Source organism: uncultured Bifidobacterium sp., from assembly GCF_959020145.1.
Lineage (GTDB): Bacteria > Actinomycetota > Actinomycetes > Actinomycetales > Bifidobacteriaceae > Bifidobacterium.
Genome location: NZ_CAUEQY010000015.1, coordinates 1 through 12,479, shown reverse-complemented (window position 1 = coordinate 12,479; position 12,479 = coordinate 1). Strand labels below are relative to the sequence as shown.

Sequence of the window (12,479 nt, the reverse complement as noted above, 5' to 3'; positions counted from 1 at the left end):
GGCCAATGTTCCAGAACGAACAACGCATCACCATCACAGCACGCGACCTGAAAGTGGTCTCGGCCCTGCAATGCGACGGCCGTATGACCATGCAGGCGCTTGCCGACAAAATCGGCATTTCCGTCTACGCGGCTACGGAAAGCTACCGCAGGCTTACTGAATCCGGCATCATGAGCATCGTCCCGGTGTGCAATCCATTGAGTCTGGGCAATTACAGCCAGGTGCTGGTGGGACTTCGTCTCGACGGGAGCAGGGATGAGGCTCTTGCCATGCTCCAATCCATGCCACAGGTCACCTACGTGGTCTGCGCTCTGGGGGATGCCGACATCATCGCTGAGGCTGTGGTGTATTCGGCTGAAGGCATGGATCATTTCCTCAAACATGGTCTGCGCGCGTTGCCGGGATTGTCCCGTCTGCAGGTGTTCTCATGCGGACGGCTGGTGCTTGATGACCACAATGTCAGCGTGGTGAACCGTCTGCTCGCCGCGCATGGCGAAACCGGCTTCCTGACCAAACGCGAGGCGAGTGTCGGCACCGATATTCCCTCGCATCGTCTGGATCCACGGTTCGTGCACACATTCAACGAACTGCAGAAGGACGGCAGGGCCAGCTATGCGTCGTTGGGGGAGCGTCTCGGCGTGACCCATACGGCGATTCGCGGCCGCATCAAAAAACTCGAAGATTCCGGCGTGATGCGCATTATGGCCACGGTAAGCCCCATGCGTTTGGGAGGATTCCGACAGGCATTCCTCGGACTTGGAGTGAAACCTCCATATCGGCTTGACTCCGAACAGCTTCTGGCCATCGACGAAGTGACGTACGCGATGAGTGGTGTCGGATTGAACGGTGCCGATTACCTGATTGAAATCATCGCCGACAACGATGAGGACCTATGGCGCGTGGTGGACGAATCCATTCGCCCATTGCCAGGCGTGGAACAGACCTGGTGGGCGTCCACCGTCAGTGTGGAGAAGGAGTCGTATTGGCTTGAGCCGCCGCACGAAGGCGTATTGCTAGGCGATTGACGATTGCCCGATGCTTGGAACATGGTTTCTGATCATCCAGTTTTCGCTGTTCCCGCGTTGATCTCATACTCAAGGATGAGTCGCGGTTCAGCAGGATTTCAGACCAACGCATGATGCCGTTGACGTCGAATGTTCCGTATGTTGGAAGTAACTTCACAAAGAAAGGAACTTCCATGGACATCAGGGACGCCATCAAAGCCAATAACACTGCCATTGAAGCCATCGATCTTGTCAAGGACTACGGTTCCGGAAGCAACGCGGTGCATGCGTTACGTGACGTCAATATCGCCTTCGAACAAGGAAAATTCACCGTCATCATGGGCCCTTCCGGCTCTGGCAAATCCACGTTGATGCACACGCTGGCCGGACTTGATTCGGCCACTAGCGGACACGTCATGTTCGACGGCAAGGATCTGACCCGCATGAACGACGACCAGCTCACCCTGCTGCGCCGCCATCAGATCGGTTTCATCTTCCAAAGCTTCAATCTGCTGCCGATGTTTACTGCCGAACAGAACATTCTCATGCCCTTGACCTTGGCTGGGGCGAAACCAGACCGACAGTGGTTGCGTCTGCTGGTGGAAACGCTTGGCCTTAAGGAACGTCTTAACCATCGTCCGAACGAACTATCGGGAGGCCAACAGCAGCGTGTGGCCATCGCACGAGCATTGATCACCAAACCGAAACTGGTGTTCGCAGACGAGCCCACCGGCAATCTTGACTCCGTATCAAGCGCCGAAGTGCTGAGCTTCCTGAAACGTTCCGTCAACGAACTTGACCAAACCATCATCATGGTCACGCATGATGCGGTCGCCGCGTCTTACGCCGACCGTGCGCTCGTGTTCGCCGACGGCCAGATCGTGGCGGACGTGAGCAAGCCGACAGCAGACCAGATGAGTGAACTGCTGATGAAGGAACGCGAAGCCGCCACAATGAATGCGGCTTCCGCGAGAGATTCCCGCTAAACGCACTGTAGAAGCATTCGAAGAAGGAAACAGAATTAACCATGTGGTCCATCACTTTGAAACTCATGCGAAAAACCAAGCGCATGCTCATACCCGCAGGCATCGCCATCATGATCGGCACGGCGTTCATCGCCAGCACCTTCCTGTTCGGCAATGCCATGAACGACTCCCTGACACGGCAGATGACCGCCATGTTCGGAAACGCCAACTATGCGGTGACCGTCAACAGCTCCGACCTGAGCGATGAGGAACTCAACGAAGCGTACTCCAGCACTGTCGGCGACTTCCATCTCGACCAGATCGCCGGCATCGAAGGGGTTGACGGCGTCCGCGCCTCGGTGGAGACCGGCGTCAGCGTTTCCAGGGGGGACAGCGCCATCAGCGGCGAGATCATCTCTACCGCGGCACAGAAGAACATGCTTCCCGTGAGTATTACAGAAGGGGACCAGCCGAAGGACTCCAACGAAGTCGCACTGCCGGAAGACATGGCGAAACAGCTGAACGTCGGCATTGGCGACACTGTAAGACTGACCTCCCAATATGCGGTAGGCACCGATGGCAAAGCCAAAGCGGACAACGTGCGCGTGGTCGGACTCACCTCCGATCCGAACGGCGCCTACTCGTACTATGGTGGTGCGATCGTAGGATCCAACAATCTGCTTGCCGCAATGCAGGGAACGGACGATTTCGACACCACCGGAACAACAACGGTATACCTCGACCTTGCCTTGGATGGAAATAGCGTATCCGCAAAAACCATCAACAGTGTGAAAGCGTTGCTGCCAAAGCATTTCGATCTGATGTCGCGACAGCAGGTCAGTGACGAAAGCATCAAATCCTTAACCGGCAACCAAACCAGCATCGTCACCACATTCCTCATGTGCTTCGGCGTGCTTGCCATGTTCGTGGCGGCACTGGTGATCGCCAACACGTTCCAAGTACTCGTGGCGCAACGCCGCCGCACACTCGCCTTGCTGCGCACCATCGGCGCGAAAAAAGGCCAGCTGTATGGCTCCGTGCTGTTCGAAGCGGCAGTGCTTGGCTTCGTCGCATCCGTGCTTGGCGTGGTGCTGGGAAGTCTGCTCATGTGGGGCATGTGCGTCAGCGACATCATGCAAGAGGGTATGCGATTCAATTTCTCTTGGCAGGCCGCCGTCATACCTATTCTCTTCGGTATTGTGGTGACGGTGCTCGCATCCCTGGGATCTGCACGTTCCGCTACTGCGGTGACGCCATTGGAGGCATTGCGCCCGATTGAACTGACCGACAACCGTCGTTCCAGCCTCACGCGAGCCATAATCGGTATTCTGATGGTGGTGGTCGGTATCGCCATGGTGGTATTTTCCATCTGGCAGGTACAAGCCACCAATGGCGGCGAGAATGCGAGCAGCGATCAATTCACGATGATTCTGCTCGTAGCCATCGCCGGTGCCGCACTGGTATTCCTCGGAATGGTGGTCACCGCGGTGTTTTGGATGCCGGCCCTCATGAAGGGAGTTGGAGCGTTGGCCTCGCTGACAGGCCCTTCCGCAACGGTTGCGCACGCCAACATTCAGAAGAATCCGCGACGCATCGCAGCAACCGGTGCCGCTCTGCTCATCGGCGTCACCCTGGTTTCCACCATCGCAACCGGTGCCGCCAGCGCCAAAGAGACTATGAATGGTGCGCTCGCCACCCGTTATAGCGTCGACATCGTGGCCATGGGCGATGACATCAGCCAGCAAATGGTCAAGGATGTAGCCGACATCAACGGCGTGTCCGACACGTTGTATGCGCCGGCGGTTTCCGTGACCTTGGAGAAAGCGGATGGAACCCAGCCTACGTCCGCATTGCTGGTCGGCGTGAAGAATATCGATCAGGTCAAGCAGGTCATGCGTGCCAACTTGGGTAACGCCTCCATCGACAGTGATAGCGTGCTCATGCCAACATACAATGCGCAAACTGGCAAGGAGCTGCAGTTCGCCAATGGCACGGCTGATTTCTCCACCGAATGGAACCAGGACGGCGACGCTACGCGTTCGCTGACATTGCAAGCAAACCAAGCCGACTACCGTCGCGTATCCGCACAGTATGGAGCTGTCGGATTCGTGGATGAAAGCCATTTCACCAATGGTGACCTCGATGCCGCCACCCATGTGCTGCTGGTCAAGGCGGATACTGACAAGTCGGGAGTTTCCGTTGACGGCATCTACAACGACATGCAGGCCGCATTGGAGAAGAGCACTGATGCGACAGTGACCGGACCGATCGCCGAACGCATCGTATGGGCGAAGATGATCGACTCCATGATGATGCTTCTGGTGGGATTGATCGCTGTGGCTGTGCTCATCGCACTTGTCGGCGTGGCGAACACGCTGTCCCTGTCGGTGATCGAACGCACCCGCGAATCGGCCACCCTGCGCGCCATCGGCATGACCCGCGGCCAGCTCAGGGCATCGCTCGCCATCGAAGCGCTGCTCATCTCGCTCGTCTCCGGCATCGCCGGCATCCTGCTCGGCACATTGTTCGGCTGGCTGGGCGCATACGTGGTGTTCAGCCTGTACGGCACCGTGGTGTTCCCCTTCGAATGGGGCGTCAACGGCATCGTGCTCGCCGTGGCCGCCGTGGCTGCGTTGCTCGCCAGCATCGCACCTGCCCGCAGAGCGGTCAAAGTACCGCCTGTTGAGGCGCTCGCCGAAGCTTAGGCGATAAACGGAATGCTCCTTCGAAAGAAGGAGCATTTTTGTTGCCGAATACGTTTTATGAAGATTTTATACGAGATGGTTTTCGTAGGCGAACACGACGGCTTGGACGCGGTCGCGCGCATTGATTTTCGACAGGATATGCGCGACATGCGTTTTCACGGTAGGCAGGCTGATGAACAGCTTGTCCGCGATCTCCTGATTCGACAGGCCATGCGCGATTTCGATGAGCACCTCGCGCTCGCGGTCGGTCAGTTCGTCCAATTCCGGATCGGTGTACATAGTTGCCGTCGAAGCGGAAGCGGACGTTGCGGAAACGGGCGCTGCGGCGGCCGTTCCTGCGAAATCGCCATCCATCATCTTCTCTATAAGCCGTTTCGTGGCGGATGGCGCGATGATCGCGTTGCCTTGGTACACGGTGCGAATCGAATTGAGCAGCGTCTCCGGTTCCGTGTCCTTCAGCAGGAAGCCGGACGCGCCGGCGTTGATCGCGGCCATCACGTATTCGTCCAAATCGAACGTCGTCAGAATGATCACACGGGTATGCGCATCGTCAAGCGCGCTGCCATCGGGTGCGAAACGATGCTGCAACGCGCTGATCCGACGTGTCGCCTCAATGCCGTCCATACCGGGCATACGCACGTCCATCAGCACCACGTCGGGATGCAGCGTCTCCGCCAAAGCCACCGCTTCCGCGCCATCGCGCGCCTGGCCGACAACCGCCATATCCGGTTGCGAGCCGATCACCATCGCGAAACCGGCACGTACCAATTCCTGGTCATCGGCAATGACCACATGAATCTTCTGTTCTTCACTCATACTCTCCACCTTATCGGCATTGTTCCGCTCACAGTGCAACATAAACCCTTACATTTCCCTGAAAACTTGAACCGGCTATCGAGACACGCGCTGCAGCTGCTCCTCCAGCGGTGCTGCAGGCCTCAACTGCAGTTCGCTCGCGCTACCGGCGTGAGTGTCATCGCTGAAACCAGTCTCACGAAGCACGCCAAGCAGTTCGCGCATACGCTTAAGCGCGGCACGCCCCTGTTCTCCAATGGCTTTGAACGCTGTGGAAATCTCATCGGCGGTCGGCTCCTTGCCTTGTGCTTCGGCGCGATCCAGCATGCGAATGCCATCGACGGCTTGATTGATCACGCTGTTCAACGTGGCAGTGACCTCAGCCTGAATGCTGGCACTGATACGGTCGCGCTCCATATTCGCCGCGAGAATACGCTGTTTCTCCTGCTCGGCCATCAGCGCTTCCTCTCGCGCCTGCAACACCAGTGCGTTGGAATCACTGGAACGAGCCCAACGTGCCCACGCCATAATGCCGGCGCACAGCATCAACACCGCAACCGTATACATAACGCCGGTAAAGAACGCTGCACCACTACTTGCCGTGGCTGAAACCGGTTTTGTCAAGCCCACGGAAGCGGCGATGGCGTCGAACAAGGTAGTGTATCCATGTTGGTCGGCTGCGATTTTCAAGCCCATCAGAGCCGAACAGGTGACAGCGGCAAGACCGGTCCAACGCCATGCGTGTTCACGCCCATACAATACGGCTGAATACAGTGCGCACAGCGACGCTACGATGTGCCCGACTTCAATCGATCCCAAAAACACCAATTGCACAACCGACAATACGAACACAATAAGCGCGCAAGTCTCGGGGAACCTGCGACGAACGGCCAGCGCCAATACGCAGCAGGTGGCGATCGCGCGCGAGAGTTGCATGTCTCGTGGACTATCGAAAAAGAGCGAAACCGACATGGGATTCAGTAGCGCAACCAGTAGCAGGGCGCCGACGGCATCCATGAGCACATAATGACGTTGCGTCCACGCGGAAACACGTTCCACCCAATTCGAACTGCGCGCATTGGACGTATTTGCAAGTTCCACGGATTCCAGTTTCAATGATTTGAGCAAATCACGCAGATTGGGCGCGGTGATGCGCAGATGTTGCAGAGCGTTCGAACGATAATTGCGACCGGCCGATTGTGTGGTTTCCTGCGTTTGCTCCGAAGGCTGATTTGGTATTCGCGCCGATATGCTGACGGCTATGTTGCGTGTGATTGCTTCGTCGGATAATTTCGCTTTGCTGGATATGGCAGTTGTGTTGCAAGATTCAGACTGTTCCGAGGCATACTGTTCGCCGGTTTCGTCTGTCGCCGGCTCTTTACCGCCGTAAGGCAGGGTGGCCATGACTTCGAAGCCTCCGCCAAGTCGAGGGCCGGCCTGCAATGAGCCTCCGGCCGATTCGATACGTTCCCTCATGCCCAACAGGCCATAGCCTGGAGTATGTCCGTCGATACTGGCCGCGGCTCCGCGACCATTGTCAGTGACGGTCACAGTGAACGAATCGTTGTTCCATGATTCCTTGATATACACATCGACATGCGGTCCCGCATACTTGCGGATATTCGTCAGCGCTTCCTGAACCACATGGTAGGAGGCCGTCGAGGCCTGCTCGCCGAGCTGTTCCGGGCTGGCGGTTCCGGTGATGCTCCGTTGGATTCGAATGTCTGGGGAGACGGTTCGCGCTTGTTCCACAAGATTGTCGATATCGTTATAATCGGCGTGCGGTGAGCCCCCAAACACTCCCAGAAGACGTTGCATGTCATGCAATGCTCGTTCCGATTCATGCCGAATCGTCTCCATGGTGTTTCGGGCTACTGCAGGATCATGCGTACCCGCATAGCGGCCACCATCAGACTGCACGATGATGATCGACAGGGTGTGTGCCACCACATCGTGCATGTCGCGTGCGATACGTGCACGTTCCGCCAACGCCGCGATATCACGCTCATCCTGATCTCGCGCGGCGATTGCCTCATTGCGTTCCCGCATCATGCGAACGGTTGCCATGCGCGCACGATGCCAGAACGACATAACAATGGTAGAAATAATGCATACTTCAATCGGCGTTAGTGCCAGCATGTATTGCGCCATCATGCCGGCGACTTCCGACATGGATGTTCCCGTGTAAATGGAACCGAGAGTGTCTTCCGTGACCATAATGTCATTCGGATTTGGGCCGTTCCAGCTGCTCCATGTATGCACTTTGCCTCCGGTGAGCAGTGGTCCATTGGTCATGGTCCATGCTATCAACGCCGAAGCCAGAAGACCGATGGTCAACGCCAGAATAATGAAGGCTTTCGTGTTTTTGGGATTGCCGTAGACGATCACCGAATACAGCATGAACAATGCCAGAATATCGGCGCCCAACAGGCAAGGGCCGAATATGAGATGCGCCAAGGTCAATGCCACGCAGAGCAACGCTCCGGTCTGCGGCCGCCATCGACGGATCAGCAGCGGGATAAGCATTGCCGCTTCCCATGCCATCTGCGTGGAAGGCTTAAGGTCAAACAGCAATCCCGGATTATAGGTGATGCCGCCGGTCACGCCGAACAGCAGAACACCTATGGCAAGCGTGATGATGAGATCGCCTGCGAAGACATGACCATGCATCCACGACAAGAGACGCTGCTTGAAATTCGACATATGCTCCACCCTAGCGCCAGATACGCTGTGGCGCCATCATGCGCAGGAATGAAATGGCGGTAAGATAAAGCCGCTTTTGTGAGGTAAGGTTGTCTCCGCGTGTGGGTGGGATGGAAGCCATCAAGAAGCCACTACTCGCATTGAATATGCCGATGACGCCAAAGGAAAGGTGAATGCATGACGTTGCTGAGCGAATACTACGTGCCCGGATTGCATATTGAGGATCGTTCCATCAAGGTGCCGTTGGATTGGACGGGCCACGAGCCCGGTCATGGGTTCGATGGCGAATCAATCAGCCTGTTCTACCGTGTGGTCACCGCTCCCGAACATGTGCATGATGATCTTCCGCTGCTCGTGTTCCTGCAGGGTGGTCCCGGTGGTTCCGGCCCCCGTCCGCTCGGTCCAAGTTCCGATGGTTGGATTGAGGAGGCCATCAAGCATTTCCGTGTGGTGTTGCCGGATCAACGTGGTACTGGGCGTTCGTCTCGTGTCGATACGCATGTGATTGAGGGTATGGATGGCGGCGGCAAGGCCGGTGCCGCGTTTTTGAAGCGCTTCCTCGCCGATTCGATCGTTCGTGATTTCGAGCATCTGCGTCGTACCGAATTCGGGGGCGCACGTTGGGCCACGCTTGGTCAAAGCTATGGCGGATTCCTGACGCTGACGTATCTTTCGCTGTTCCCGCAAGGGGTTATCGCCAGTTTCACCACGGGCGGCATTCCTCATGTTCCCGCCGATGCGACCGACGTGTACCGTCATACGTTCCCGCGCATGGCGGCAAAGACGAAGCAGTTCTACGAGCGTTACCCGATCGATATCGAACGTGCCGCGGCCGTCGCCGACATTCTGCAGTCGCGCAAGGTCGCATTGCCGAACGGCGATCCGCTCACGGTGGAACGCTTCCAATGCTTGGGATCCGATTTCGGCATGAAGCCAAGTTTCGAACGCGTGCATTGGATTCTTGACCAGGCATTCCTCGACGGCGACGGTTCGGCCTCGACCTCGGCGGAACTGTCTGACGAATTCCTGTCTTCCGTGATGGATGCGACCTCGTCTCGCCCGCTGTACTGGCCGTTGCAGGAGTTCATCTACGCCAACGGCGAGCTGGAAACGCCGATTTGCTGGGCCGCCCAGCGCGTGCGCGGCGAGCATCCGGAATTCGCGGGTGACATTCGTCCGCTTAATTTCACCGGCGAGGCCATGTTCCCGTGGATGTTCGAGCAGGAACGTGCGTTGCGTCCGTTCAAACCGGCCATGGACGTGCTTATGGAAGACACGCATTTCGGCACGATCTACGATGCCGACCAGTTGGCGCGCAATGAGGTTCCGCTGCAGGCTGCCGTCTATTTCGACGACATGTACGTAGATTCTGGATTGCAGCTCGACACGCTGTCCCGCGTCGGTCGTTCACATTATTGGACCACCAACGAATTCGAGCATGACGGCGTGCATGGTTCCGTGGTCTTCAAACGCCTGTTCAACGAAGCACTGAACAGGGGAGATCTGGAAGAACTGTTCTGACACAGACAATCCATCCATATATCGATATCAAATAGGAACCGGGAACAACAAGGAGAAACCATGTCCAACCCAACCATCGGATTCATCGGATACGGCAACATGGCACAGGCCATTGCCGAAGGACTTGTCGCGGCAGGTGCAATCGACGGTACTGACATCGTGGCGTGCGCCGCGCATTACGACAAACTGGAGAAAACCACGGCGAAGGTTGGTGCCACACCGCTGCGCACCGCTGCCGAAGTCGCAGACGCGGCCGACGTTGTCATCATCGCCATCAAACCGTACCAGATCGAAAGCGTCATCAAACCAATCGCCGGCGCGCTCGCCAACGAAAGCACATTCGTCGTATCCATTGCGGCAGGCTGGGATCTCGCCAAATACCGTGAACTGTTCGGCGCCGATTTCGGCGCGATGCACATCCAGTGCACCATTCCGAACACGCCGATGGCCGTCGGCAAAGGCGTGCTCGTCACGGAAACCGACAACACGCTGACCGACGCGCAAAACGAGACGTTCGAAAAGCTGTTCTCATCGATCAGCCTCATCGAACGCGTCGACTCCGCGCATATGGGCATCGGCATGTGCATCGCCGGCTGCGCGCCCGCATTCACCGACATGTACATCGAGGCGCTCGGCGACGCGGGCGTGAAATACGGTCTGCAACGCGCCACCGCCTACCGTCTGGCCGCAAAGATGGTGGAAGGCGTCGGCGCACTGTACCTGGCCAACGAAACCCATCCAGGTGCCATGAAGGACGCCGTCTGCTCGCCGGGAGGCACCACCATCAAGGGCGTGGCCTCGTTGGAGGAAAGCGCATTCCGCGGCGCGGTCATCAAAGCCGTCGACGCCATCGAAGCCTAATACTAAGCTAAGGAACCATGTCTCTTACTATCGGAATCGTCGGACTGCCGAACGTCGGCAAGTCCACCATGTTCAACGCATTGACCCGTAACAACGTGCTGGCGGAAAACTATCCGTTCGCCACCATCGAGCCGAACACCGGCATCGTGCCGCTGCCGGACAACCGTCTGCCGGTGCTCGCCAAGCTCGTGCACACCGAGAAGATCGTGCCGGCAACCGTCACCTTCGTCGACATCGCAGGCATCGTCAAGGGCGCTTCGGAAGGCGAAGGCCTGGGCAACAAGTTCCTCGCCAACATTCGCGAAGCCGACGCGATCTGCGAGGTCGTGCGCGCCTTCGAAGACGATGATATCGTGCACGTCAACGGCAAGGTCGATCCGTCCGACGACATTGAAACCATCAACACCGAGCTGATCCTCGCCGATCTGCAGACCATCGAGAACGCGCTGCCGAAGCTGGAGAAGGATTTGCGCGGCAAGAAGATCGAACCGGCCTACATGGAGGCCGTCAAGCAGGCCAAGACCATTCTCGAAGCCGGCGAAACCATTGATAAGGCGGCTCGCGAAGGCCGTTTCGACAAGGATTCCGTCTACGATCTGCACTTGATGAGCGCCAAACCGTTCATCTACGTGTTCAACGTGGACGATGCCGAACTGCAGAACAAAGACATGCAGGCCAAGCTCGCCGCATCCGTGGCTCCGGCTCCGGCCATTTTCCTCAACGCGCAGTTCGAAGCCGACCTGACCGAACTCGACGAGGCTGACGCCCGCGAGATGCTTGCGGACGCCGGTCTTGAGGAGTCCGGATTGGATCAGTTGGCGCGTGTCGGCTACGACACGCTCGGTCTGTCCACCTTCCTCACAGCAGGTGAGAAGGAAGTGCGCGCATGGCAGATCCACAAGGGTTACACCGCCCCGCAGGCCGCCGGCGTGATTCATACGGACTTCGAAAAAGGCTTCATCAAGGCCGACATCGTCTCCTACGACGATTTCGTGGCCGCCGAAGGCTCCATGACGAAGATCAAGGAGGAAGGCAAGCTCCGTCAGGAGGGTCGCGACTACGTCATGGCCGACGGAGATATTGTGGAGTTCAAGTTCAACATCTCGAAGTAAGTGTTTCTCTGGCTCCCCTCTTTGAGGGGAGCTGTCGCTACAAGCGACTGAGGAGCGGCACGGATAAGGCCTGAGAAGTCGTCTTCTCAGGCCTTTGTCATGACATTGTTCTGCAAGGACTGGCTGCTGCAGCAGCATAATGTGTGTTTTATTATTCGGCCTTGGCGGCTTGCTGGTCAATCCAATTGTTGACGTCGGTGACCGCCTCGTCAAGGGTTGCTTTGGCGGCTTTGTAGTATTTGGAATCTACAGGTTGACGATTTCCGCTCCGAATGGCCAGAGTGCGAGCTTGGCCATCTTGAACGATTGCAATCCGAACGGAATACCGATAATGGTGATGCAGTTGAGTACGCCGGCTCCCAGATAGCCGAGCGCCATCCACCAGCCGACCAGCACCACCCACAGGATGTTGGCCAAGGCAGAGCCGACTCCGCCGCCGTATTGCACGGTTTTGCCAAACGGCGTCAGGGTGAGTCCCGCCATCTTGAACGCTTGAATGCCGAGCGGGATGCCGATGATGGAGATGCACAGAATCAGTCCCACCAATGCCCATCCGATTGCGATGGCCAATCCACCAAGAATGATCCACAGGATATTGCCGAGAACTCGCATGATTTGCCCCTTTCCGATTCCGGCCGATGCCTCGCATGTCCGGCTTCACTATTTTGCCAGACATCATGACGGAAACACGAGACGCAACCCTTGTCTCGCCCCTGATTCATCCTCGGACCGCTACCCAGGCGGATCGTATGCGGTAAGCCCAATCCTTTTGTAAAGATTTTGTGTATTGTCGGGCATGCGTGGGTTTCACCG

Annotated in this window: 9 protein-coding genes; 6 read left to right on the top strand and 3 right to left on the bottom strand. The window is 57.3% G+C overall.

The features are described from left to right. The first annotated feature begins 5 nt into the window (after nucleotides 1-5). The 3 genes from Q5H33_RS05775 to Q5H33_RS05765 all read left to right on the top strand — a co-directional run bounded on the left by Q5H33_RS05775 (nucleotide 6) and on the right by Q5H33_RS05765 (nucleotide 4,674). Nucleotides 6-1,025, top strand: coding sequence for an Lrp/AsnC family transcriptional regulator (locus Q5H33_RS05775; protein WP_021913906.1), 1,020 nt, complete (start codon nucleotides 6-8; stop codon nucleotides 1,023-1,025). Nucleotides 1,026-1,198: 173 nt separating this feature from the next. Next, nucleotides 1,199-1,990 (top strand): ABC transporter ATP-binding protein, encoded by a 792-nt coding sequence (locus Q5H33_RS05770; protein ID WP_003808775.1) that lies wholly within the window; start codon nucleotides 1,199-1,201, stop codon nucleotides 1,988-1,990. Between the two features lie 41 nt (nucleotides 1,991-2,031). Next, nucleotides 2,032-4,674: an ABC transporter permease gene (locus Q5H33_RS05765; protein WP_302423498.1), complete on the top strand. Its 2,643-nt coding sequence runs from the start codon at nucleotides 2,032-2,034 to the stop codon at nucleotides 4,672-4,674. A gap of 66 nt (nucleotides 4,675-4,740) precedes the next feature. On the opposite strand, the gene Q5H33_RS05760 is transcribed toward Q5H33_RS05765, so the two are convergent. Both Q5H33_RS05760 and Q5H33_RS05755 read right to left on the bottom strand, forming a co-directional pair. Next, on the bottom strand, nucleotides 4,741-5,490 hold the full coding sequence (locus Q5H33_RS05760) for a response regulator transcription factor (RefSeq protein ID WP_033499153.1): 750 nt from the start codon (nucleotides 5,488-5,490) through the stop codon (nucleotides 4,741-4,743). Nucleotides 5,491-5,565: 75 nt separating this feature from the next. Continuing rightward, nucleotides 5,566-8,172 (bottom strand): histidine kinase, encoded by a 2,607-nt coding sequence (locus Q5H33_RS05755; protein WP_302423496.1) that lies wholly within the window; start codon nucleotides 8,170-8,172, stop codon nucleotides 5,566-5,568. Between the two features lie 177 nt (nucleotides 8,173-8,349). Between Q5H33_RS05755 and Q5H33_RS05750 the strand changes: the two genes are divergently transcribed. From Q5H33_RS05750 to ychF, 3 genes are read left to right on the top strand one after another with little or no spacing between them, the layout of a single operon-like run. Beyond that, nucleotides 8,350-9,693, top strand: a complete 1,344-nt coding sequence (locus Q5H33_RS05750; RefSeq protein ID WP_302423494.1) for an alpha/beta fold hydrolase — start codon at nucleotides 8,350-8,352, stop codon at nucleotides 9,691-9,693. A gap of 60 nt (nucleotides 9,694-9,753) precedes the next feature. Beyond that, on the top strand, nucleotides 9,754-10,554 hold the full coding sequence (proC, locus tag Q5H33_RS05745) for a pyrroline-5-carboxylate reductase (protein ID WP_011743042.1): 801 nt from the start codon (nucleotides 9,754-9,756) through the stop codon (nucleotides 10,552-10,554). A gap of 17 nt (nucleotides 10,555-10,571) precedes the next feature. Continuing rightward, nucleotides 10,572-11,666, top strand: coding sequence for a redox-regulated ATPase YchF (ychF, locus tag Q5H33_RS05740; RefSeq protein WP_042990681.1), 1,095 nt, complete (start codon nucleotides 10,572-10,574; stop codon nucleotides 11,664-11,666). Between the two features lie 246 nt (nucleotides 11,667-11,912). On the opposite strand, the gene Q5H33_RS05735 is transcribed toward ychF, so the two are convergent. Next, nucleotides 11,913-12,278, bottom strand: a complete 366-nt coding sequence (locus Q5H33_RS05735; RefSeq protein WP_025221493.1) for a YccF domain-containing protein — start codon at nucleotides 12,276-12,278, stop codon at nucleotides 11,913-11,915. Nucleotides 12,279-12,479: the final 201 nt, after the last annotated feature.

Coding starts and splice junctions, on each gene's coding strand:
- Q5H33_RS05775 (WP_021913906.1), top strand. CDS start 6: ATGTTCCAGAACGAACAACGCATCACCATCACAGCACGCGACCTGAAA.
- Q5H33_RS05770 (WP_003808775.1), top strand. CDS start 1,199: ATGGACATCAGGGACGCCATCAAAGCCAATAACACTGCCATTGAAGCC.
- Q5H33_RS05765 (WP_302423498.1), top strand. CDS start 2,032: ATGTGGTCCATCACTTTGAAACTCATGCGAAAAACCAAGCGCATGCTC.
- Q5H33_RS05760 (WP_033499153.1), bottom strand. CDS start 5,490: ATGAGTGAAGAACAGAAGATTCATGTGGTCATTGCCGATGACCAGGAA.
- Q5H33_RS05755 (WP_302423496.1), bottom strand. CDS start 8,172: ATGTCGAATTTCAAGCAGCGTCTCTTGTCGTGGATGCATGGTCATGTC.
- Q5H33_RS05750 (WP_302423494.1), top strand. CDS start 8,350: ATGACGTTGCTGAGCGAATACTACGTGCCCGGATTGCATATTGAGGAT.
- proC (WP_011743042.1), top strand. CDS start 9,754: ATGTCCAACCCAACCATCGGATTCATCGGATACGGCAACATGGCACAG.
- ychF (WP_042990681.1), top strand. CDS start 10,572: ATGTCTCTTACTATCGGAATCGTCGGACTGCCGAACGTCGGCAAGTCC.
- Q5H33_RS05735 (WP_025221493.1), bottom strand. CDS start 12,278: ATGCGAGTTCTCGGCAATATCCTGTGGATCATTCTTGGTGGATTGGCC.